This is a genomic window from Enterobacter cloacae complex sp. ECL414 (assembly GCF_021869685.1).
GTDB lineage: Bacteria > Pseudomonadota > Gammaproteobacteria > Enterobacterales > Enterobacteriaceae > Enterobacter > Enterobacter kobei.
Genome location: NZ_CP091481.1, coordinates 2,040,119 through 2,059,700, shown reverse-complemented (window position 1 = coordinate 2,059,700; position 19,582 = coordinate 2,040,119). Strand labels below are relative to the sequence as shown.

General features: G+C 54.7%; 30 protein-coding genes and 2 pseudogenes. 31 read left to right on the top strand and 1 reads right to left on the bottom strand.

All coding sequences use genetic code 11. The annotated features are described in order from the left end of the window. Nucleotides 1–33: 33 nt before the first annotated feature. From L3068_RS09800 to add, 24 genes and pseudogenes are all read left to right on the top strand, one after another. The gene (locus L3068_RS09800; RefSeq protein WP_236904796.1) at nucleotides 34–303 is read left to right on the top strand and encodes a hypothetical protein; all 270 of its coding nucleotides are present in this window, start codon (nucleotides 34–36) and stop codon (nucleotides 301–303) included. Nucleotides 304–454: 151 nt separating this feature from the next. After that, nucleotides 455–664, top strand: a complete 210-nt coding sequence (locus L3068_RS09795) for a cell division protein FtsZ (protein ID WP_006809788.1) — start codon at nucleotides 455–457, stop codon at nucleotides 662–664. Nucleotides 665–733: 69 nt separating this feature from the next. Beyond that, nucleotides 734–1,705 carry a hypothetical protein gene (locus tag L3068_RS09790; RefSeq protein ID WP_236904795.1) on the top strand — a complete coding sequence of 324 codons (972 nt, stop codon included), beginning with the start codon at nucleotides 734–736 and terminating at the stop codon, nucleotides 1,703–1,705. Nucleotides 1,706–1,713: 8 nt separating this feature from the next. Further along, nucleotides 1,714–1,911, top strand: coding sequence for a hypothetical protein (locus L3068_RS09785; protein WP_001303341.1), 198 nt, complete (start codon nucleotides 1,714–1,716; stop codon nucleotides 1,909–1,911). Then, the gene (locus tag L3068_RS09780; RefSeq protein WP_227440458.1) at nucleotides 1,908–2,066 is read left to right on the top strand and encodes a phage-type recombination accessory function protein; all 159 of its coding nucleotides are present in this window, start codon (nucleotides 1,908–1,910) and stop codon (nucleotides 2,064–2,066) included. Before L3068_RS09785 ends, L3068_RS09780 begins: the two co-directional genes overlap by 4 nt. Next, nucleotides 2,063–2,788 (top strand): Rad52/Rad22 family DNA repair protein, encoded by a 726-nt coding sequence (locus L3068_RS09775; RefSeq protein WP_236904794.1) that lies wholly within the window; start codon nucleotides 2,063–2,065, stop codon nucleotides 2,786–2,788. Before L3068_RS09780 ends, L3068_RS09775 begins: the two co-directional genes overlap by 4 nt. Further along, nucleotides 2,789–3,322 (top strand): single-stranded DNA-binding protein, encoded by a 534-nt coding sequence (locus L3068_RS09770; RefSeq protein ID WP_236904793.1) that lies wholly within the window; start codon nucleotides 2,789–2,791, stop codon nucleotides 3,320–3,322. A gap of 246 nt (nucleotides 3,323–3,568) precedes the next feature. Continuing rightward, complete coding sequence (locus L3068_RS09765; RefSeq protein ID WP_160180358.1) at nucleotides 3,569–3,721, top strand: DUF1317 family protein; 153 nt, start codon at nucleotides 3,569–3,571, stop codon at nucleotides 3,719–3,721. Next, a complete protein-coding gene (locus tag L3068_RS09760; protein ID WP_059444759.1) occupies nucleotides 3,718–3,945 on the top strand; it encodes a hypothetical protein in 228 nt (75 codons plus the stop codon). Before L3068_RS09765 ends, L3068_RS09760 begins: the two co-directional genes overlap by 4 nt. Next, complete coding sequence (locus L3068_RS09755; protein ID WP_080400678.1) at nucleotides 3,915–4,433, top strand: NUMOD4 motif-containing HNH endonuclease; 519 nt, start codon at nucleotides 3,915–3,917, stop codon at nucleotides 4,431–4,433. The genes L3068_RS09760 and L3068_RS09755 overlap by 31 nt, the downstream gene beginning before the upstream one ends. Before the next feature lie 8 nt (nucleotides 4,434–4,441). After that, nucleotides 4,442–4,645: pseudogene (locus tag L3068_RS09750) on the top strand (hypothetical protein); the annotation flags it as partial. Then, nucleotides 4,645–4,941: a DUF4406 domain-containing protein gene (locus L3068_RS09745; RefSeq protein ID WP_047723671.1), complete on the top strand. Its 297-nt coding sequence runs from the start codon at nucleotides 4,645–4,647 to the stop codon at nucleotides 4,939–4,941. The pseudogene L3068_RS09750 and the gene L3068_RS09745, both read left to right, overlap by 1 nt. After that, nucleotides 4,938–5,129: a DUF1382 family protein gene (locus L3068_RS09740; protein WP_166479196.1), complete on the top strand. Its 192-nt coding sequence runs from the start codon at nucleotides 4,938–4,940 to the stop codon at nucleotides 5,127–5,129. Before L3068_RS09745 ends, L3068_RS09740 begins: the two co-directional genes overlap by 4 nt. A gap of 91 nt (nucleotides 5,130–5,220) precedes the next feature. Beyond that, nucleotides 5,221–5,412 (top strand): hypothetical protein, encoded by a 192-nt coding sequence (locus L3068_RS09735; RefSeq protein WP_236904792.1) that lies wholly within the window; start codon nucleotides 5,221–5,223, stop codon nucleotides 5,410–5,412. A 236-nt stretch (nucleotides 5,413–5,648) separates the two neighbouring features. Further along, nucleotides 5,649–5,870, top strand: coding sequence for a TraR/DksA family transcriptional regulator (locus L3068_RS09730; RefSeq protein ID WP_236904791.1), 222 nt, complete (start codon nucleotides 5,649–5,651; stop codon nucleotides 5,868–5,870). Further along, complete coding sequence (locus tag L3068_RS09725; RefSeq protein WP_431356361.1) at nucleotides 5,867–6,538, top strand: hypothetical protein; 672 nt, start codon at nucleotides 5,867–5,869, stop codon at nucleotides 6,536–6,538. Before L3068_RS09730 ends, L3068_RS09725 begins: the two co-directional genes overlap by 4 nt. Then, nucleotides 6,516–6,830 carry a DUF4222 domain-containing protein gene (locus L3068_RS09720; RefSeq protein ID WP_236904790.1) on the top strand — a complete coding sequence of 105 codons (315 nt, stop codon included), beginning with the start codon at nucleotides 6,516–6,518 and terminating at the stop codon, nucleotides 6,828–6,830. Before L3068_RS09725 ends, L3068_RS09720 begins: the two co-directional genes overlap by 23 nt. After that, the gene (locus tag L3068_RS09715; protein ID WP_236904789.1) at nucleotides 6,820–7,089 is read left to right on the top strand and encodes a DUF7694 domain-containing protein; all 270 of its coding nucleotides are present in this window, start codon (nucleotides 6,820–6,822) and stop codon (nucleotides 7,087–7,089) included. The genes L3068_RS09720 and L3068_RS09715 overlap by 11 nt, the downstream gene beginning before the upstream one ends. A 40-nt stretch (nucleotides 7,090–7,129) precedes the next feature. Further along, complete coding sequence (sra, locus tag L3068_RS09710) at nucleotides 7,130–7,300, top strand: stationary-phase-induced ribosome-associated protein (protein ID WP_236904788.1); 171 nt, start codon at nucleotides 7,130–7,132, stop codon at nucleotides 7,298–7,300. Nucleotides 7,301–7,408: 108 nt separating this feature from the next. Beyond that, nucleotides 7,409–7,657 carry an excisionase family protein gene (locus L3068_RS09705; protein WP_022650951.1) on the top strand — a complete coding sequence of 83 codons (249 nt, stop codon included), beginning with the start codon at nucleotides 7,409–7,411 and terminating at the stop codon, nucleotides 7,655–7,657. Between the two features lie 32 nt (nucleotides 7,658–7,689). After that, nucleotides 7,690–8,970: a site-specific integrase gene (locus tag L3068_RS09700; RefSeq protein ID WP_039023865.1), complete on the top strand. Its 1,281-nt coding sequence runs from the start codon at nucleotides 7,690–7,692 to the stop codon at nucleotides 8,968–8,970. A gap of 44 nt (nucleotides 8,971–9,014) precedes the next feature. Next, nucleotides 9,015–10,421: pseudogene (malX, locus tag L3068_RS09695) on the top strand (maltose/glucose-specific PTS transporter subunit IIBC); the annotation flags it as partial. A gap of 48 nt (nucleotides 10,422–10,469) precedes the next feature. Beyond that, nucleotides 10,470–11,642, top strand: coding sequence for a MalY/PatB family protein (locus L3068_RS09690; RefSeq protein ID WP_117581503.1), 1,173 nt, complete (start codon nucleotides 10,470–10,472; stop codon nucleotides 11,640–11,642). A gap of 96 nt (nucleotides 11,643–11,738) precedes the next feature. Continuing rightward, nucleotides 11,739–12,740 (top strand): adenosine deaminase, encoded by a 1,002-nt coding sequence (gene add / locus L3068_RS09685; protein WP_014883584.1) that lies wholly within the window; start codon nucleotides 11,739–11,741, stop codon nucleotides 12,738–12,740. A gap of 52 nt (nucleotides 12,741–12,792) precedes the next feature. On the opposite strand, the gene L3068_RS09680 is transcribed toward add, so the two are convergent. After that, entirely contained in the window at nucleotides 12,793–13,833 is a 1,041-nt protein-coding gene (locus L3068_RS09680) for an oxidoreductase (protein WP_048996078.1), read from the bottom strand. A gap of 243 nt (nucleotides 13,834–14,076) precedes the next feature. On the opposite strand from L3068_RS09680, the gene blr reads away from it, so the two are divergent. From blr to rsxD, 7 genes are all read left to right on the top strand, one after another. After that, nucleotides 14,077–14,202, top strand: a complete 126-nt coding sequence (blr, locus tag L3068_RS09675) for a division septum protein Blr (protein WP_168112406.1) — start codon at nucleotides 14,077–14,079, stop codon at nucleotides 14,200–14,202. Between the two features lie 231 nt (nucleotides 14,203–14,433). Next, nucleotides 14,434–14,649, top strand: a complete 216-nt coding sequence (gene ydgT, locus L3068_RS09670) for a transcription modulator YdgT (RefSeq protein ID WP_013096896.1) — start codon at nucleotides 14,434–14,436, stop codon at nucleotides 14,647–14,649. Nucleotides 14,650–14,735: 86 nt separating this feature from the next. Then, complete coding sequence (locus L3068_RS09665; RefSeq protein ID WP_023337192.1) at nucleotides 14,736–15,176, top strand: DUF2569 domain-containing protein; 441 nt, start codon at nucleotides 14,736–14,738, stop codon at nucleotides 15,174–15,176. Nucleotides 15,177–15,252: 76 nt separating this feature from the next. Further along, nucleotides 15,253–15,834: an electron transport complex subunit RsxA gene (rsxA, locus tag L3068_RS09660; protein WP_014883581.1), complete on the top strand. Its 582-nt coding sequence runs from the start codon at nucleotides 15,253–15,255 to the stop codon at nucleotides 15,832–15,834. Beyond that, complete coding sequence (rsxB, locus tag L3068_RS09655; RefSeq protein WP_023337191.1) at nucleotides 15,834–16,412, top strand: electron transport complex subunit RsxB; 579 nt, start codon at nucleotides 15,834–15,836, stop codon at nucleotides 16,410–16,412. Before rsxA ends, rsxB begins: the two co-directional genes overlap by 1 nt. Next, nucleotides 16,405–18,522, top strand: coding sequence for an electron transport complex subunit RsxC (gene rsxC, locus L3068_RS09650; protein ID WP_117581506.1), 2,118 nt, complete (start codon nucleotides 16,405–16,407; stop codon nucleotides 18,520–18,522). The genes rsxB and rsxC overlap by 8 nt, the downstream gene beginning before the upstream one ends. Beyond that, the gene (rsxD, locus tag L3068_RS09645) at nucleotides 18,523–19,575 is read left to right on the top strand and encodes an electron transport complex subunit RsxD (RefSeq protein WP_023332821.1); all 1,053 of its coding nucleotides are present in this window, start codon (nucleotides 18,523–18,525) and stop codon (nucleotides 19,573–19,575) included. The last annotated feature ends 7 nt before the right edge of the window (nucleotides 19,576–19,582 follow it).

Genomic DNA, 19,582 nt, shown 5'->3' with positions numbered 1-19,582 from the left:
GTTCCGTTCGCCGCGATAAGGCCAAGAGGATTTATGACAATTGATTTTGAAGTGAAAGCTACAGGTATTGATGTTTCAACAAGTGGTTACCGTGACCACGTCATTTTAGAAGTTCGCGGCGTGGAACTCTCCGATCTTGTCTCTGAAATTGAAGAAAAAGCGCTCTTTCAGGAAATCGATCTTTATGACTACATAGACTGGGCTGAGGCCGCTGGGCATACCGATGACATTCTGGATCGCCTTGACGCTGATGAAGTAATTGAGTGGCTTCGCAGGAAAGGTCATCTGGAGGCTGAGTCATGACAGTCACCCACAACGGCAAGCAGTACACCGCTAAAAAGCTCAACGATAACGAGTGGCAGCTGACGTAGGTATCGGCACCGCGTGAAAAGCTGACGCTTAACCGCTGGCAGATGCATATCGCTGGCCTCCTGAAACAGGTTGAGGTGAAGGTATGATCAACCACTACGGCACCACCCCGCTCATTCGCCAGTGCGTCACGCCCGGCATGATGGCTATGCATGAAGGCCGCACCTATCGCGTATCAGCAGTCATACAGGAGCGCAAATGGGTATACCTGCACACCGATGCAGAAATCATCCGTCTCAGTGACTGCGTGATTGACGTCCTTCTGGACGGTCACGGCAACCCTATCCAGCACTAACCCCCTATTAAACCGATCGGCCTGGCTTTCTGCGGGCGGGATCTGCACATCCAAATTTCAGGAGAAACCATGAGCGAAGTAACGGACTTAACTGTCATCGAAATCAAGCCGGAGCAGGCGCCAGCACTTTACAGCGCGGGTGGACTTAATGGCTTTCTCGAGCAAATCCGCGAACTGGCTAAAGAAGTGCCAGATGTTACCACTAAAAAAGGCCGTGACCGCATTGGCAGCTTGGCGCGCATGGTTGGCTCCAGCAAAACAGCTATTGAGAAGCCTGGTCGTGAATACCTCAAGCGATTGAAAGAGGCGGTTAAACCGGCAGAAGAGGAGTTGCGCGTATTCACCCGAGAGTGCGATGCCATTCGTGACGCAATCCTTAAGCCCCGCGATGAGTGGGAGGCCGAACAGGAACGCATTAAGGCTGAAGAAGCCATGAACGCGCTGCACGCCGAAGCGCTGGAAATGAACATCAAGTTCGATCAGGAGTTGGCGGCCAAGTTCGAAGCTGACCACGAAATGGCTCTGTTGATGAACAAGGATTTCGACCGTGACCGCGAAGAGCAGCGCCGCCTGGCGGAACAGGCTCAGCGTGAGCATGAAGAGCGAATTAAGCGGGAAGCCGCGGAACAGGCCCGCCGCGATGCCGAAGCGAAGCACAAAGCGGAGATTGAAGCCGCGGCACGCCGTGAAGCTGAGGAGAGAGCGCGTGCTGAAGCTGCGGAGCGCCAGCGCATTGAAACGGAAAAGCGTGCAGAACACGAGAAGAAGGAAACCGAAGCGCGGGCGGAACGCGAAAAAGCCGCGGCGGTTGAGGCTGAGCGCCTGAAGGCAAAACAGGCAGAAGAGAAACGCCTGGCCGAAGAGAAGCGCATCGCCGACGAACAGGCAAAACGTGAAGCTGACGTGAAGCACCGCAAGACGGTCGGCACCAACATCGTTAACGCGCTCACCAGCAACACCAGCTTAACCCGCGAACAGGCTATCGAAGTGCTCATCGCTCTGAAAGATGACCTGATCCCCTGCGCGAAAATTCATTACTGAGGTGAATCATGAATATTACATGCGAGTGCGTAGACATGCGCACATCTGTCGGCCCCCACAACACCATCAAAGTTGAGATGGAAGGCGTTGTGCTGGCCGGTACCGTTAAAACCCGTGACGTACTACCCCAGCTCGACGGCGCAGAAGTCATTGAGTGGCTGGCTGAGCAGGGTTACGTCATCACCCATCAGGAGCGTGCAGCATGACGGCAGCAGAACGGTGGGATGAAGAGTCATTCCTTCGCCTTATGCGCGACGTGCTGCCGGAAAAGCCGGAGGGTGATGACGAGCCAGTTAACCTGGCCGCCGAGCGGCAGAACCCGGTCATTAGCTGGGATGAGTTTGTGGGGAATTACACATGAAACTTGATGAATTAGATGCGCCATTCGCCAGCGAGGATATTGAGTGGCGCATTCAGCAGGTGGGTAAAAACAATAACGGAATCTGGGCAAAGGTGCTGGCCTATGTAACTAACCGCGCAATCATGAAGCGGCTGGATGAAGTATGCGGCAAAGCTGGCTGGCGTAACGAATACCGCGATATTCCGAACAATGGCGGCGTTGAGTGCGGTATTTCCATCAAAGTTGAAGGCGAGTGGATCACCAAGTGGGACGCCGCAGAAAACACACAGGTTGAAGCTGTGAAAGGTGGTCGCTCTGGCGCCATGAAACGCGCCGCTGTGCAATGGGGGATTGGTCGTTACCTCTACAACCTGGAAGAAGGGTTTGCAGAGGTTTCAGCAACGCGCGCGCCTGGGTTCCAGTACGCCAAATCAAAAGAGGTTGGCGTGTTCTACTGGAAAGCACCAGCGCTCCCAGGATGGGCATTGCCATCAGGAACACAGATTGAGCAGAACCAGCAACCTCATGATGGTCACCAGCAGGAAGACCAGGCACCTCAGTCAGTGGATGCGGACAAAATCCTCGCCGAATTCTCTGACTACGCCAGCTCGGAAAATGATAGCGATCGGCTTAAGCATCGCTATGAAGACACATGGAAATTGCTGAACGGATTTGCTGAGCACCAGAGCAAATGCAAAGACGTTACTGGCATTCGACTCAAAGAACTTAAACAGGCGGCGTAAATGGCTAGCAAAGGCGTAAATAAAGTGATCCTCGTCGGTAACCTTGGGCAAGACCCCGAGGTCCGTTACCTGCCATCCGGCGGCGCAGTATGTAGTGTGACGCTGGCAACTTCGGAGTCATGGCGAGATAAAGCCACCGGCGAGCTTAAAGAGCAAACGGAATGGCACCGCGTCGTTCTGTTCGGAAAGTTGGCTGAGGTGGCCGGAGAATACCTGCGCAAAGGCTCTCAGGTCTATATCGAGGGTCAGCTTCGCACCCGCAAATGGACAGATCAGGCAGGCACGGAGAAGTACACCACAGAGGTTGTTGTAAACGTCGGCGGCACCATGCAAATGCTCAGTGGTCGTCAGGGTGGTGGCGTACCAGCAGGTGCTGGCCAGCAGAATGGTAACCAGCCGCAACATAGTAGTAGACAGCGTCAGCAACAACAGCGACCGCAACATGGTGGTGAACAAGGAGGATGGGGAACCCCACAGCAAGCGCATGGACAGCAAGATGCCCCAATGGACTTCGACGACGACATACCCTTTTGAAGCATCTCCCGGCCAGGAGAAACCAATGAACAAATTTACCCCCGAGTATCGAAAATATCTTCTCCGTCCAATCCCTGACAGGAAGCTTTCACCCTCTGAGCGAGCTGATCGCAAAGAGCTTTACCAAATCATCCAGCAAGAAAGAGCTAACGACGATTCACCCCCTGCCCCATCCAATTACACGCCAGCTGACCCATACCTAAACGACAATCGCAAAGGCCTCGGCGGCGCTTCAAGGAGTGACTAATGACTCACGCTCACGACGACATCAGGGTTGGCACACTGTGCCTTCCCTTCATTGGTAACGGCTGGCTAATGCCATTGGGTGAAGTGGTAAGCAATCCATTAAAGGCGCAGCGGCTCGCTGAGGAATATCGGGAAAGGCAGGAGGCGGCATGACAGACGAAGCGATGAAAATGGCATTAGCAAAGCAGTTGACGATTGCTCTGCAAAACCTCGGTGCTCCTGTCGAATTACTCTGCATTGTAGGGAGCTACGGAGATACCCAGACCGACTCAGACATTCTCGAAATGCTCGAGCAGCATAACGAACGCGGCACCTGCATGGATGTGATTATCGCGCCGGAATTCACATGGAAACCAAAACCCGGCGGTGCATCATGACCGATTACACCGGCAGTAACACGCCAGCGGATCAGCGTATTTGGAAGCCAATTCATGGCTATGAGGGTCTTTACGAAGCTTGCTCATCCGGGGAAATTCGTTCAGTTGACAGGCTTGATAGATTTGGCCGGGTACGCACCGGTAAGCAATTGAAGCTGTACGACCATTCGCATGGGTATAGCTCGATAGGCCTATGCAAAAATGGTGTCAAAACTTATTACCTCGTTCATCGAATTGTCGCTTCAACTTTTATCGGCGAGCCACCTGATGGATTTGTAGCCAACCATATCAACGGCAACAAAAAAGATAACAGAGTTGAAAACCTTGAGTGGTGCTCCATGGCGGACAACAACAAACACGCCCACCGCATGGGATTGAATTACATCTCAGAAAAGAACAGAAGCCGCACCTCTGAGCGAATGAAAAAGAGGCATGCCGAGAGCAGAAAAAGAAAGTCGAAACTTCTCGCCCGCCGGGAGGCTGCATGACGCCATAAACTGACAACGCCGTCCGCGCCGCCTGCCGCCGCTGCACCGAGGAAATCCAGCAGGCCATGCGCAAGAAGCCAAAGCCTAACTGGAACGAAACGGTGCCTCCCATCATCAACAAGCATCACAAGAAAATTGAAGCTCTGGGAGTTAGCCTCTTGGAGTTCGTCGTATACACAGGGCGGCTTAATCGCCGCTTCGGAGTTGAATAGTGAAAATATACATCGCTGGGCCAATGAGCGGCCTACCTAATTTTAACCGTGCCGCTTTTAACCATGCGCATTTTCATCTCTGGTCGAAAGGCCATATTGTTCTGAATCCCGCCCGTCTACCAGATGGATTAACCCAGGCCGAGTACATGGACATCTGCCTGTCTATGCTTCGCTGTGCTGATGCTATCTACATGCTTGAAGGCTGGGAGCACTCCGCTGGTGCCCGAGCGGAGAATGCGCTGGCCGAGAAGCTTGAAATGGAAATTATCTTCCAGGAAGAGGATCGCGCCGCATGAACAGAGCCTCACCAGTTGATTTGAGAAAAAGCATCGAAATTGCCAATCACCTGGCCCACATCGGGATTCGATTTGTGCCGATCCCGGTGGCGACCGAGGAAGAGTTCCAGACGCTGGCCGCCGAGCTATCGCGACGGCTTGAAAATATGGCTGTCGAAGCCGAGAAGAATGAAGGCGGTGCCGCATGAAGGCACTAATCACCAGGTCGCTAAAGCGGCCTTTTTTATTGCTGGCATTCACCTTCAACCGAATTAACCGACAGTTCCGGGAGCATTGAAAATGGCTCGCTACAAGTTCACAAACCGTAAGGCTCGCATTGAAAAGAAGTTCAGTAAATCGGCGATGGAGCTGCTTATTCAACTAAGGCCAAGAAGCATTAACGCCGAAGATTTTACCCTTGAGTATGGCGATTTCGAAGGCCGTCATGGAGCGGTGTATCACGACGAATGGCACCTTTGGGGCCCCCCCTGATTACTGGACTGGCGAGTGCGATAGTTACGATGCCTTTTTCGTACTCCACGACCATTTAATTATGCTGACGCACGACCATGAGGGCGAGATGGATGCCCGCAATAAAGTTGGCTGGGACGAAGAAATAGACATCACTCCTTATTGCTCTCCGTGGCGCCTTGGCACCGTCAACCGCGCTCAAATCATTAGGCATTGCCGACAGCTTGTGTCTGCTGGCATCAACTGGGACGCTTAACATGGCTGACATCATCGATACCGCAGCAGAGATTGAAGAGCTTCAGCGTAACGCTGCCCTTTCCGCTCACCGTATTAACCGCAATGCCGTTTCAGCTGAGCATTGTGCGGAATGCGACGAACCAATTCCCGAGCCGCGGCGCGCTGCTGTTCCAGGCTGCCACACCTGCGCGGAGTGCCAAGGCGTTATCGAATTGAGGAATAAGCAGAGGGGGATCCTGTGAAAGAGCGCGGAATGATTTTTAACGGCGAGATGGTCCGGGCCATTCTCGACGGCAGGAAGACGCAGACGCGGCGCATCATGAAAATTCAGCCGTCTGATGGCTTCAGCCCAACGCATAACGGTTACGATCTGGATTTAAACGCACACTGGTACACGCCTGGCGTGGTCGATAAAAACGGATACCTGCAGCCTGCTAAGAAGGATGTATTTGGCGTTGCTGATGAGAATGAAGGATATACCTGCCCGTTCGGTGCCGTTGGCGATCGCATCTGGGTCCGCGAAACTTGGGCAGATGCTGGGGCCAGCGCACCGGATTTGAAACTTTATCGCGCGGATTACCCTAAGCACGTTCCAACTCATTACGAAAATGTGCCGTCGGCTGATGAAATACACTGGACGCCTTCGATTCACATGCCGTGCTGGGCCAGTCGTCTAACTCTGGAGATTACCGGCGTGCGAGTGGAGCGCTTAGCCAGCGTCAGCGATGAAGACGCGGGGAAAGAAGGTTATCCAGCAAATCCTGCGCCTTACGGCGGGACCATGGATAAATGGCTGTGGTTCCGCGGGTTATGGGACAGCATCTATCCGGACCAAAGCTTCAAGCACAACCCTTGGGTCTGGGTAATCGAATTTAAGGTGGTGCCCAATGTTCAGGATAATCCAGCCTAATACCTGGTACGCCGATGATTTCGGCGCGCCCTGCAAAATCCTACGCGCTACCCACGAAGTCATCCATTACATCCGCAACGGTCTCACCTGCATCGCCAGCATGGGCCGCTTTCAGCATGAATTCGAACCGCTAACCAAAGCACAGGCCGAGCGGATCGCCGAAGAAATCGAAACAGCAGAGCACATCGAAAAATTAAGGAGCATGAGACGTGATCGGAATACTCAAGCCGGTACCGGAATCGCAATGGCCGGCACGATGCCACGACCCAAAGCGGAGCAACGTGTGGGCTAACTCTTATTTTCTGGTTCAGGAGTTTCAGGAAGACGGGGGCGTCATCCGCCTGACGGTGAACACCACCAGCATTGGCAGCTCTGGCCGGTGGAAGGATGGCATCAGCTGGGATGCATTGCAGGAGATAAAGTCAGCCGTTGGTTATGGCGATCGTGATGCCGTGGAGGTTTACCCGCGGGATTCTGATGTGGTGAACGTGGCGAACATGCGCCACCTGTGGATTACGCCGGAGCCGATTAGCTTCGCCTGGCGCAAGTAATTTTACGCTGCGCGTCTAGCGTGCGGCATAAGGAGAGATTATGAAGAGTAACGCGGCAGCGCGCCGTCTGCTTGGCATGAACCACTGGCGCAGCAATACGCAGCACATGCAATACGTTTCGTGGCATGTTGCAGCAAGAACAGGAAAACCAGCCCATGGATGGATTGCTGTGCGAACGCGCAGTTCTGACTTCTGCTATTTCACCGACTGACGCAACTGATAGCCAGTTATGAGCTGGCTATTGGGTGCGAAAGCGCCACCTCACATCCCTTGATGTTATTGCCGCCTACGGGCGGCTTCTTTTTGCCTGGAGAAAACCATGAGCGACATTATTCAGTTGGTACCGAATAAATGGGTCACAGAGGAACTTTTAACTGCGACAACCGGCATGTCAAAGCACATGATTCAGCATGCTCGCCGGTCTACCTGGATGGAGGGAAAGCATTATCGCCATGTTGCCCCTGATATGGCACCTAAGCAAAACAGCCCAATCATGTATAACCGCGATGAGATAAACCACTGGATCGAGCACCAAAGCCCAGCGAAACGCCGGAGAATATCTGCTTAAATGTCCTTTGGCACATCAAACGAGGAATGATTATGGCAGCATACCCAACAGGCGTAGAGGTTCATGGCGAATCGTTACGCATATGGTTCATATATCAGGGGAAGCGTGTCAGGGAAAATCTCGGCGTTCCTGACACGCCAAAAAACAGGAAAATGGCAGGCGAACTTCGGGCTTCAGTCTGCTTTGCGATAAAGACAGGCACATTCAATTATGCCTCGCAATTCCCTGATTCATCTAACGCAGAGAAATTCAGCACTGTCAGAAAGCAAATCTCACTACTTGAACTGAAATCGAAATGGCTTGGGCTTAAAGAGATGGAGCTTAGCCTCGGGACGTTGAGGCGTTACGATTGCCACCTCACAACCACTATCGAAACAATTGGTGAGCACAGGTATATCGGCAGCCTGAACACTGAAGATATCCTTAGTGCCAGGAAGGAGCTACTGAACGGCTGGCAGAAGACCAGACATGGCCTAAATCATCCACCCAAAAAGGGAAGAAGCGTTCCTACAGTCAATAGCTATATGGCATGCCTTGGCGGGATGCTGGGCTTTGCTTTCAAAAGTGGATACCTGAAAACCGATCTGATGGCAGGTATTACCCCTCTCGCAAAAGAAAGACCCATTCCAGATCCTCTTACTTCTGATGAGTATCAGAGAGTGGTTGCGGCCTGCCCAACGCTACAGTTTCAGAATATGGTTATCTTTGCGGTAAATACAGGCGTCAGGCATGGCGAACTAAGCGCGTTATCCTGGGAGGATGTGGATACTGTCAACTGGACTGTTACAGTGTCACGGAACTATTCCCTGAAGGGAAACTTCACCCTGCCAAAAACCAACGCCGGGATTCGAACAATACAGCTGACCCAGCCAGCAATTGATGCCCTCAAGGCGCAAATGCCACTGACCAGAATGATGGCATCCCACAAGGTAAGCGTCAGCCTACGGGAATACAAAAAAAAGAGAACCGATGAATGCACCTTTATATTCTCGCCGTCCATTACTTCAATGAACGGTAAGAAGACGATGTGCTACGTCCCCGGATCCATTAATTCAGCCTGGCGCACTGCCCTGCGTCGTGCAGGCGTCCGACAAAGACGGTCTTATGAAACCAGGAACACATATGCGTGCTGGGCACTGGTCGCCGGAGCGAACCCAAATTTCGTTGCGCACCAGATGGGCCATTCGTCAGCGCAAATGCTATTCACGGTTTACGGTAAATGGATGACCGAGAATAACCATGACCAGGTGGGCATTTTGAACGCATCATTTACTCAAAATGCCCCACCGATGCCCCATAGAAAAACCGCATAACCTTAACTATCTGATTTAACATATTAATATCACTTCAATCATGATTCATCTGGATGAGTAAAGTCGGCTCCTTCGCGTTTAGCTTCCTGCCTGTGATGTTCTGTATCGCCATCCCGCTGGGTCTGGCGCGCGAGAACAAAGGTGTGGCGGCGTTTGCCGGTTTTGTGGGTTACGCAGTGATGAACCTGGCGGTTAACTTCTGGCTGACCGCAAAAGGCATTCTGCCGACTACCGACGCTGCCGTGCTGAAAGCCAATAACATTCAGAGCGTGATTGGTATCCAGTCGATTGATACCGGGATCCTCGGCGCGGTGATCGCCGGGGTGATTATCTGGATGCTGCACGAGCGCTTCCACAATATTCGCCTGCCGGATGCCCTGGCCTTCTTCGGCGGTACCCGCTTTGTACCAATTATTACCCTGGTGGTGATGGGTCTGTTTGGTTTGATCATTCCGCTGATCTGGCCAGTCTTTGCGATGGGCATCAACTGTATTGGCCGCATCATTAACGGCGCGGGCGATTTTGGTCCGATGATCTTCGGTACCGGTGAGCGTCTGCTGCTGCCGTTTGGCCTGCAGCATATCCTGGTCGCCCTGATTCGCTTCACCGAAGCGGGCGGAACCATGGAGGTGTGCGGTCACGATGTGAGCGGCGCGCTGACCATCTTCCAGGCGCAGCTGAGCTGCCCGACCACTCATGGCTTCTCTGAAAGCGCCACCCGCTTCCTGTCTCAGGGTAAAATGCCAGCCTTCCTTGGCGGCCTGCCGGGTGCGGCACTGGCGATGTACCACTGCGCGCGTCCGGAAAACCGCCATAAAATTAAAGGGCTGCTGATCTCCGGCGTGATCGCCTGCGTCGTCGGCGGGACCACTGAGCCTATCGAATTCCTGTTCCTGTTTGTTGCGCCGGTGCTGTATCTCATCCACGCCGTGCTGACCGGTCTGGGCTTTACCGTCATGGCGGTGCTGGGCGTCACTATCGGTAATACCGACGGCAACGTGATTGACTTCGTGGTGTTCGGTATCCTGCATGGTCTTTCCACCAAGTGGTATCTGGTACCGGTCGTGGCGGCCATCTGGTTTGCGGTGTACTACGGCATCTTCCGCTTCGCCATTACCCGCTTCAACCTGAAAACGCCAGGCCGTGATGTTGAAACAGCCACCAGCGTCGAACAGGCGGTTGCAGGAACCGTGGGCAAATCCGGCTATAACACCCCTGCCATTCTGGCGGCGCTGGGCGGTGCGGATAACATTACCTCGCTGGATAACTGCATTACCCGCCTGCGTTTGTCGGTGGCGGATATGTCAAAAGTGGACACCAACGCCCTGAAAGCCAACCGGGCGATCGGCGTGGTACAGTTAAATCAGCACAATTTGCAGGTGGTTATCGGCCCGCAGGTACAGTCGGTGAAAGATGAGCTGGCAACCCTGATGCGAACAGTAGAAGCCTGATGCCCCGCCCCCTCGCTCTGAGGGGGTTTTACTTTAAGGACTCACGTGATGTTTGATTTCTCTACCGTCGTGGATCGTCACGGCACCTGGTGTACACAGTGGGACTACGTCGCCGACCGTTTTGGCGCGCCCGACCTGCTGCCCTTCACCATCTCAGATATGGATTTCGCCACCGCCCCCTGCATTACTGACGCGCTGCACCAGCGCATCAACCACGGCGTGTTTGGCTACAGCCGCTGGAAAAACGATGAATTTCTCGCCGCCGTCGCGCACTGGTTCCGCCAGCGCTTTAACAGCCACATTGATACCGAAACCATCGTGTATGGCCCTTCCGTCATCTACATGGTGTCCGAGCTGATTCGTCTCTGGTCCGCTCCTGGCGACGGCGTGGTGGTGCACACCCCGGCATACGATGCGTTTTACAAAGCCATTGAAGGCAATGGGCGTCATGTGGTGCCGGTTGAGATGGAAAAGCATGCTTCTGGCTGGCTGGGCAATATGGCCGCTCTGGAAGCGGCACTGGCGAAACCGGAAAATAGAATCCTGCTCCTGTGCAGCCCGCAAAACCCAACCGGTAAGGTCTGGACCCGCGAAGAATTGACCCACATGGCAGAGTTGTGCGCGCGCCATAACGTTGCGGTCATCAGCGATGAAATTCATATGGATATGGTGTGGGGTGCGCATCGTCACACGCCGTGGAATGAGGTGGCGCGCGGCAAATGGGCGCTGCTAACCTCCGGCTCGAAAAGCTTTAATATTCCGGCGCTGACGGGCGCTTACGGCCTGATAGGTGAAGAAGAGAGCCGTAACGGCTATCTCAGCGCCTTAAAAGGCCGGGACGGACTCTCTTCCCCCTCCGTACTGGCACTGACGGCGCATATCGCCGCCTACCAGCAGGGAGCGCCGTGGCTGGATGCCCTAAGGCACTATCTCGAAGAAAATCTGCTGTATATCGCGCAGGAATTAAACAGTGCTTTTCCGAAACTGAACTGGCAGCCGCCGGAGGCCACCTATCTGGCCTGGGTTGATCTGCGCCCGCTAAATATTGATGACCGCGCGCTACAAAAAGTACTGATCGAGCACCAAAAAGTGGCCATCATGCCGGGATATACCTACGGAAACGAAGGTAACGGTTTCGTGCGCCTGAACGCAGGCTGCCCGCGCAGCAAGCTGGAACTAGGGGTGAAACGCCTCATTGCCGGAATTAACACGCTCCTGTAATCAGTTTGCGCAACGGAATATTCCCTTGCGCAAATAGCTTTTTACCCCGTTTTGTTTTTATAATATGGCGCACTTTAACCAGAAAAGAGTGCGACCATGATTGATACACGCCTGCCTTTAACTGATATTCATCGTCATCTTGACGGTAACATTCGTGCCCAAACCATCCTCGATCTTGGCCGCCAGTACAATTTAACGCTTCCCGCTCAAACGCTGGAGTCATTGATCCCGCACGTTCAGGTCACCTCTAATGAACCTGACCTCGTCAGCTTCCTGAGCAAACTCGACTGGGGCGTGAAGATGCTGGCCTCGCTGGATGCCTGCCGCCGCGTGGCGTTTGAGAACATTGAAGATGCGGCCCGTAACGGTCTGCACTACGTTGAGCTGCGCTTCTCGCCGGGCTATATGGCGATGACCCACAACCTGCCCGTTGCAGGCGTGGTGGAAGCCGTGATTGAAGGCGTCCGCCAGGGGTGTGAAACCTTCGATGTCCAGGCCCGTCTGATTGGTATTATGAGCCGTACGTTTGGCGAAGCGGCCTGCCTGCAGGAGCTGGAGGCGCTGCTGGCCCATCGCGATGCCATCACTGCCGTCGATCTCGCCGGTGATGAACTGGGCTTCCCGGGCAGTCTGTTCCTCTCTCACTTCAACCGCGCACGCGATGCCGGCTGGCACATTACCGTTCATGCGGGTGAAGCGGCAGGCCCGGAAAGTATCTGGCAGGCCATTCGTGAGCTCGGCGCCGAGCGTATCGGTCACGGCGTGAAGGCGGTAGAAGACCGCGCCCTGATGGATTTCCTCGCAGAACAGCGTATCGGGATTGAATCGTGCCTGACGTCCAATATTCAGACCAGCACCGTGGCAACGCTCGCGCAGCACCCGCTGAAAACCTTCCTGGAACACGGCGTGCTGGCCTCGCTGAACACTGACGATCCGGCGGTACAGGGCGTGGATATCATCCACGAATACAATAACGCCGCACCGCAGGCGGGTCTGAGCCGCGAGCAGATCCGTCAGGCGCAGATCAACGGTCTGGAAATTGCGTTCCTGACGCCGGAAGAGAAGCAGGCTCTGCGGAATAAAGTGGCAACCGCGTAAACCTTTTTGCCGGTTGGCGGCTGCGCCTTACCCGGCCTACAGTATCTGAACCCTATGCCAGACAGAGCGTGGCGCGATGTTTGGCAGATTCGATACCCAGCTCAATCAGCTCCATAATCTGAATCGCCTGGCTGGCCGGAACCGGATTTTCTCCTGTTCCGTTCAACGCATCGCGAATAGCCGCATAATAGGCCGGATAGTTGCCCGGCATCGTCAGCAACGTTTCCTCAACCAGTTCCTCACCTTCAACCCGCGTGACCACGCCGTCGCGCATATCATAGCCCCAGTCTTCCTGCGGCAAACGCTCACCGTTTTTAAGACGGTCTTCCTGTGGATCGAGGCCAAACTTCACATAGCTTCCCCGCGTGCCGTGAATGATATAACGGGCAGATTCCGCGGCCGCGACCATCGTTCCATGCAGCACGATGCGGCGCTGCGGATAACTTAACACCGCGTGGAAGTAATCGGTCGTCTGCGCCCCGGGTCTGAGCTGGGCCAGATCGACCGTCATGCTCACCGGCAGACCAAACAGGTTGACAGCCTGGTCCAAAAGATGAGGGGCTAAATCGTACCAGATGCCGCTCCCCGGACCGGCCTGCTCCCGCCAACGGTGTCTTACCTGCGGGCGAAAACGGTCAAAGTGCGATTCAAAAAAGAGGATCTCACCTAACGTACCTTCGCTGAGTAGCGTTTTTACCGTGAGGAAGTCGCTGTCCCAACGGCGGTTATGAAAAACGGAAAGCAGTCTGCCCAGGCCTTTTGCCAGCGCGTCCAGTTCACGCGCCTGTGACAACGTCACCGTGAAAGGTTTATCAACAATGACGTGCTTTCCTGCTTCCAGCGCGGCTTTTGCCAGGGGGAAATGCGTGTCGTTAGGTGTAGGGATGACAATTAAATCAATATTCGGATCGTTGAAGAGATGTTTTGGCTCAGAGACAACCGGCACGGAAGGCCAGTCGGCATGGACTTTGGTAGCATCGCTACTGGATACTGCTGCCAGCATCATTCCGGGCGTTCCGGCTATCAGAGGTGCATGAAACGTTTTGCTCGCGTACCCATAACCTATCAGACCGACGCGGATATTATCACTCATAGTGCCGTCCTCTTTTATGACGTTCTTATTTCACACTGGCAAGCCTGGCATAAGCGCAGATTAATAATGTGCCGTATGACTTAAAATAGCAGGTTGTGGCGGTTGTTTTCGTTACATAGTATTAACCTTCTGATTTTGTTTAAGGGAACCGTTCCCAAAGCGCTTGCCGTTGGTGAGGCCTCGCTGTAACATTTGCGCCCTGTATTTATGGATAAAGTACAATTACGAGTCATGACATCAATTATTAATCGAATCATTGAATTAGCGGGATGGATTGTTCTTGGGGTATCGGTCATTTTGCTCGGCGTTGCCAGCCACATCGATAACTACCAGCCGCCGGAGCCTGTCACAGTCGCCCAACCTAAGTAACCGGTTACTGCAATACCGAGTGACATATTATGTCAGTTACGTATTGCCAGCCCAGGTGAACACGGTTAACCTTCTCTTCCAGGCATCGTCTGATGCCTGAATTTCAGCAAAGAAAACTCCTAATTTCGTCGCGTTACCTGAGTGGGCTGTTTACGTCTTTATTAATCCGTTTATTATTCGAACGAATTACCTTAACGGGTATTACTCACTTTTATATGGAAACTTATTAATATGACAGTTCAGGACTATTTATTAAAATTTCGCAAGATCAATTCGCTTGAGAGCCTGGAAAAACTGTTTGACCACCTGAACTACACCCTGTCGGATAATCAGGACATCATCAATATGTATCGCGCCGCCGATCATCGCCGTGCGGAGCTGGTCTCCGGCGGTCGTTTGTTCAACGTCGGTGAAGTGCCTAAGTCTGTCTGGCGTTACGTTTTATAAGAAAGTAGCCATCCGCGCGAAATGTTATATACTCTCCGCCCTGCAAACTGGCTGTACAACATTTCGCGCAGATTATGGGAGAGTTCATGACCGCAACGCCTGGAGAACGCATTGGAGGCTGGTTAATCGCCCCACTGGCATGGCTGCTGGTTGCCTTGTTAAGCGCATCGCTTGCGCTGCTGCTTTATACTACCGCACTGATCACCCCTCACGCTATTCAGACCCTGATGTCGCAAAGTGTGCTTAATATTGCGATGTGGTTTGTGTCCTTCGTTTTCGCGATCGGCATGTGGTACTACACCCTGTGGCTGACCATCGCCTTCTTCAAACGCCGCAAAGGGGTGCCTAAGCACTATATTATCTGGCTGTTAATCTCAGTCCTGCTGGCAGTCAAGGCGTTTGCGTTCTCGCCGGTGTCTGACGTGCTTGCGGTCCGCCAGCTACTTTTCCCGTTACTGGCCGCGGCGCTGCTGGTGCCCTATTTCAAACGGTCGACGCGGGTAAAAAACACCTTCGTGAACCCGTAATAACCTTACAGATAACCTGTTGTCGCCTGACCCGGTTTGTCCGATAATAGGCGGCTTTTTTATTTCAGGCTAAATAATGACCGATTACTTACTGCTCTTTGTCGGCACTGTGCTGGTTAACAACTTCGTTCTGGTGAAGTTCCTTGGCCTGTGCCCGTTTATGGGCGTTTCCAAAAAGCTGGAAACGGCGATGGGCATGGGGCTGGCAACCACCTTCGTCATGACGATGGCATCGATTTGCGCCTGGTTGATAGATACCTGGATCCTCATCCCGCTGGGGTTAATCTACCTCCGTACGCTGGCCTTTATTCTGGTCATTGCCGTTGTTGTGCAATTTACCGAAATGGTGGTGCGTAAAACCAGTCCGGCGCTCTATCGCCTCCTCGGTATCTTCCTGCCGCTGATCACCACCAACTGCGCGGTACTCGGCGTGGCGCTGTTGAACATCAACCTTGGCCATAACTTTATGCAGTCGGCGCTGTACGGTTTTTCCGCCGCCGTCGGTTTCTCGTTCGTAATGGTCCTGTTCGCCTCGATTCGCGAACGTCTGGCCGCTGCGGATATCCCTGCGCCTTTCCGCGGTAACGCGATTGCGCTGGTCACCGCGGGTTTAATGTCTCTGGCCTTTATGGGCTTCAGTGGTCTGGTGAAGTTGTAATGAATGCTATCTGGATTGCCATCGCCTCTATTAGCGTCCTGGGGTTAGCGTTTGGCCTTATCCTCGGTTACGCCTCCCGCCGTTTCGCGGTAGAGGACGATCCCGTCGTAGAAAAAATTGATGAGCTTCTGCCGCAAAGCCAGTGTGGGCAGTGCGGCTACCCTGGCTGTCGCCCTTACGCTGAAGCGGTGGGCATTCAGGGTGAGAAAATTAACCGCTGTGCGCCCGGCGGCGAAGCGGTGATGCTGAAAATTGCGGCCCTGCTTAACGTTGACCCACAGCCCGTTGATGGCGATGCGGATGTGCAGGAGCCGGTCCGCGCCCTCGCCGTGATCGACGAGGCAAATTGCATCGGCTGCACTAAATGTATTCAGGCCTGCCCGGTTGACGCCATTGTGGGTGCCACCCGCGCCATGCACACCGTCGTGGCGGATCTGTGCACCGGCTGTAACCTCTGCGTAGCCCCCTGCCCGACGCAATGTATTACGCTGCGCCCGGTTGAAGCGACTACCGAAAGCTGGAAGTGGGATCTTCAAACCATTCCGGTTCGCAACATTCCTGTGGAACAACATGCTTAAGTTATTTTCTGCTTTCAGAAAAGAGAAGATCTGGGACTTTGACGGCGGTATTCATCCGCCGGAGATGAAAACCCAGTCTAACGGCACGCCGCTGCGCCAGATTCCGCTGGCGACGCGTTACGTCATGCCGCTCAAGCAGCATATCGGCGCGGAAGGTGAGCTGTGCGTAAAAGAAGGTGATACCGTCCTTCGCGGTCAGCCGCTGACCTTTGGTCGCGGACGTATGCTGCCTGTACACGCCCCAACGTCCGGTAAAGTGATCGCGATTGCCCCTCATACGGTGGCGCATCCGTCGGCACTTTCAGAGCTGAGCGTGATCATTGAAGCCGACGGCGAAGATCGCTGGATCGAACGTGACGGCTGGAGCGACTACCGCAGCCAGAGCCGCGAAGCGCTTATCGAGCGCATTCACCAGTTCGGCGTTGCCGGGCTGGGCGGCGCCGGCTTCCCTACCGGCGTCAAGCTGCGCGGCGGTAGCGATAAAATCCAGACGCTGATTATCAATGCCGCAGAGTGCGAGCCGTATATCACCGCCGACGATCGTCTGATGCAGGATTGCGCCGCTCAGGTAGTGGAAGGCATCCGTATCCTCGCGCATATTTTGCAGCCGCGAGAAGTGCTGATTGGTATCGAAGACAATAAACCGCAGGCTATCTCCATGCTGCGCGCCGTGCTGGCGGGTAGCCATGATATCGCCCTGCGCGTTATTCCAACCAAGTACCCGTCTGGCGGCGCAAAACAGCTGACGCAAATCCTCACCGGGAAGCAAGTGCCGCACGGCGGACGTTCTTCGGATATCGGCGTGCTGATGCAAAACGTCGGCACAGCTTATGCCGTGAAACGTGCGGTAATTGACGGCGAGCCGTTAACCGAACGAGTCGTGACGCTGACTGGCGAATCGGTCTCCCGTCCGGGTAACGTCTGGGCGCGCCTCGGTACGCCGGTGCGTCATTTGCTGGAGCAGGCTGAATTCTGCCCGGGTACCGATCAGATGGTGATCATGGGTGGCCCTCTGATGGGCTTTACCCTGCCATGGCTGGATGTCCCGGTAGTCAAAATCACGAACTGCCTGCTTGCTCCCTCTTCCACCGAGATGGGCGAAGTGCAGGAAGAGAAAGGCTGCATCCGCTGTAGCGCCTGTGCCGATGCCTGTCCGGCGGATCTGCTCCCGCAGCAACTTTACTGGTACAGCAAAGGCCAGCTACACGATAAAGCCAAAGCACATAACCTGGCCGACTGCATCGAATGCGGCGCCTGCGCCTGGGTCTGCCCAAGCAATATTCCGCTGGTGCAATACTTCCGCCAGGAGAAGGCCGAAATTTATGCCATCTCCATGGAAGAAAAACGTGCAGCAGAAGCCAAAGCGCGCTTTGAAGCACGTCAGGCGCGGCTGGAACGTGAAAAAGCGGCCCGTCAGGAGCGTCATAAGCAGGCCGCCGTCCAGCCTGGCGAAAAAGATCAGGATGCCATTAACGCCGCCCTGGCACGCGTTCGCGAGAAAAAAGCCAATGCTGCCCAGACGGTGGTGATCCCTGCAGGTGAGAAGCCTGACAACAGTGAAGCCATCGCCGCGCGTGAAGCACGCAAGGCTGCGGCTCGCGCACGTCAGGCAGAAAAAGCGCAAACAGCGCAACCGGATGGGGAGGTCGATCCACGCAAAGCCGCTGTCGAGGCGGCGATTGCCCGTGCCAAAGCCCGTAAGGCCGGGGATCAGCAGGTGATGGTTGAACAGGACGCGGTCGATCCGCGTAAAGCCGCTGTTGAAGCCGCAATTGCCCGCGCCAAAGCGCGTAAAGCAGCGCAGCAGGCACCTGCAGCAGAACCAGAAGCACCGGTTGATCCGCGTAAAGCCGCCGTTGAAGCCGCGATTGCCCGCGCCAAAGCGCGTAAAGCGGCGCAGCAGGCACCTGCAGCAGAACCAGAAGCACCGGTTGAGCCGCGTAAAGCTGCCGTTGAAGCGGCGATAGCCCGCGCCAAAGCGCGTAAAGCAGCGCAGCAGGAAGAGCAGCCGCAGGCCGCTAATGATGACCCGCGCAAGGCCGCCGTCGCTGCCACAATTGCGCGCGTTCAGGCGAAGAAAGCCGCACAGCAAGCCGTTAACGAGGATTAAATGGTTTTCAGAATCGCAAGTTCCCCTTACACCCATAATCAGCGTCAGACATCGCGTATTATGATGCTGGTTTGCCTGGCCGCGCTGCCGGGTATTGCCGTTCAGTGCTGGTTTTTCGGCTGGGGAACCCTGTTCCAGATAGCCCTGGGCTGTATCAGCGCCGTAGCGGCAGAGGCGCTGGTGCTGAAGCTTCGCAAGATGACGGTCTCCCGCATTCTTGCCGACAACTCCGCGCTGCTGACCGGCCTGCTGCTGGCCATCAGTATTCCGCCGTTTGCCCCGTGGTGGATGGTCGTCCTCGGTACCGTTTTTGCCGTGATTATTGCCAAACAGCTGTATGGCGGGCTCGGCCATAACCCGTTTAACCCGGCGATGATCGGCTATGTGGTGCTGCTGATCTCCTTCCCGGTACAGATGACCAGCTGGCTGCCACCGCATGACATTGCCGCCACGGTGCCAGGCTTTATGGATGCCCTGCACGTGATCTTTACCGGCCATACGGCGCTCGGCGCGGATATGAACGCGCTGCGTATGGGCGTGGACGGCATCAGCCAGGCGACGCCGCTCGATACGTTCAAAACGTCCCTGCATGCCGGGCACAGCGTCGAGCAAATCATGAAATCCGCCATCTACAGCGGTATGCTCGCGGGCGCAGGCTGGCAGTGGGTTAACCTGGCGTATCTGCTGGGTGGCCTGTTCCTGCTGCAGCAGAAGGCCATCCGCTGGCATATTCCGGTCAGCTTCCTCGTGACGCTGGCGGTTTGTGCCACCCTTGGCTGGGTCTTCTCCCCTGAGTCGCTGGCCAGCCCGCAGATGCATTTGCTCTCCGGTGCAACGATGCTTGGCGCGTTCTTTATCCTGACCGATCCGGTGACGGCGTCTACGACTAACCGTGGTCGCTTGATCTTCGGTGCGCTGGCAGGACTGCTGGTCTGGCTCATCCGTAGCTTTGGCGGTTATCCGGACGGGGTGGCGTTTGCCGTCCTGCTCGCCAACATCACCGTTCCACTCATCGACTATTACACGCGCCCGCGCGTGTACGGCCATCGTTAAGGGTGTC

Coding starts and splice junctions, on each gene's coding strand:
- L3068_RS09800 (WP_236904796.1), top strand. CDS start 34: ATGACAATTGATTTTGAAGTGAAAGCTACAGGTATTGATGTTTCAACA.
- L3068_RS09795 (WP_006809788.1), top strand. CDS start 455: ATGATCAACCACTACGGCACCACCCCGCTCATTCGCCAGTGCGTCACG.
- L3068_RS09790 (WP_236904795.1), top strand. CDS start 734: ATGAGCGAAGTAACGGACTTAACTGTCATCGAAATCAAGCCGGAGCAG.
- L3068_RS09785 (WP_001303341.1), top strand. CDS start 1,714: ATGAATATTACATGCGAGTGCGTAGACATGCGCACATCTGTCGGCCCC.
- L3068_RS09780 (WP_227440458.1), top strand. CDS start 1,908: ATGACGGCAGCAGAACGGTGGGATGAAGAGTCATTCCTTCGCCTTATG.
- L3068_RS09775 (WP_236904794.1), top strand. CDS start 2,063: ATGAAACTTGATGAATTAGATGCGCCATTCGCCAGCGAGGATATTGAG.
- L3068_RS09770 (WP_236904793.1), top strand. CDS start 2,789: ATGGCTAGCAAAGGCGTAAATAAAGTGATCCTCGTCGGTAACCTTGGG.
- L3068_RS09765 (WP_160180358.1), top strand. CDS start 3,569: ATGACTCACGCTCACGACGACATCAGGGTTGGCACACTGTGCCTTCCC.
- L3068_RS09760 (WP_059444759.1), top strand. CDS start 3,718: ATGACAGACGAAGCGATGAAAATGGCATTAGCAAAGCAGTTGACGATT.
- L3068_RS09755 (WP_080400678.1), top strand. CDS start 3,915: ATGGAAACCAAAACCCGGCGGTGCATCATGACCGATTACACCGGCAGT.
- L3068_RS09740 (WP_166479196.1), top strand. CDS start 4,938: ATGAACAGAGCCTCACCAGTTGATTTGAGAAAAAGCATCGAAATTGCC.
- L3068_RS09735 (WP_236904792.1), top strand. CDS start 5,221: ATGGCTCGCTACAAGTTCACAAACCGTAAGGCTCGCATTGAAAAGAAG.
- L3068_RS09730 (WP_236904791.1), top strand. CDS start 5,649: ATGGCTGACATCATCGATACCGCAGCAGAGATTGAAGAGCTTCAGCGT.
- L3068_RS09720 (WP_236904790.1), top strand. CDS start 6,516: ATGTTCAGGATAATCCAGCCTAATACCTGGTACGCCGATGATTTCGGC.
- sra (WP_236904788.1), top strand. CDS start 7,130: ATGAAGAGTAACGCGGCAGCGCGCCGTCTGCTTGGCATGAACCACTGG.
- L3068_RS09705 (WP_022650951.1), top strand. CDS start 7,409: ATGAGCGACATTATTCAGTTGGTACCGAATAAATGGGTCACAGAGGAA.
- L3068_RS09700 (WP_039023865.1), top strand. CDS start 7,690: ATGGCAGCATACCCAACAGGCGTAGAGGTTCATGGCGAATCGTTACGC.
- L3068_RS09690 (WP_117581503.1), top strand. CDS start 10,470: ATGTTTGATTTCTCTACCGTCGTGGATCGTCACGGCACCTGGTGTACA.
- add (WP_014883584.1), top strand. CDS start 11,739: ATGATTGATACACGCCTGCCTTTAACTGATATTCATCGTCATCTTGAC.
- L3068_RS09680 (WP_048996078.1), bottom strand. CDS start 13,833: ATGAGTGATAATATCCGCGTCGGTCTGATAGGTTATGGGTACGCGAGC.
- ydgT (WP_013096896.1), top strand. CDS start 14,434: ATGACAGTTCAGGACTATTTATTAAAATTTCGCAAGATCAATTCGCTT.
- L3068_RS09665 (WP_023337192.1), top strand. CDS start 14,736: ATGACCGCAACGCCTGGAGAACGCATTGGAGGCTGGTTAATCGCCCCA.
- rsxA (WP_014883581.1), top strand. CDS start 15,253: ATGACCGATTACTTACTGCTCTTTGTCGGCACTGTGCTGGTTAACAAC.
- rsxB (WP_023337191.1), top strand. CDS start 15,834: ATGAATGCTATCTGGATTGCCATCGCCTCTATTAGCGTCCTGGGGTTA.
- rsxC (WP_117581506.1), top strand. CDS start 16,405: ATGCTTAAGTTATTTTCTGCTTTCAGAAAAGAGAAGATCTGGGACTTT.
- rsxD (WP_023332821.1), top strand. CDS start 18,523: ATGGTTTTCAGAATCGCAAGTTCCCCTTACACCCATAATCAGCGTCAG.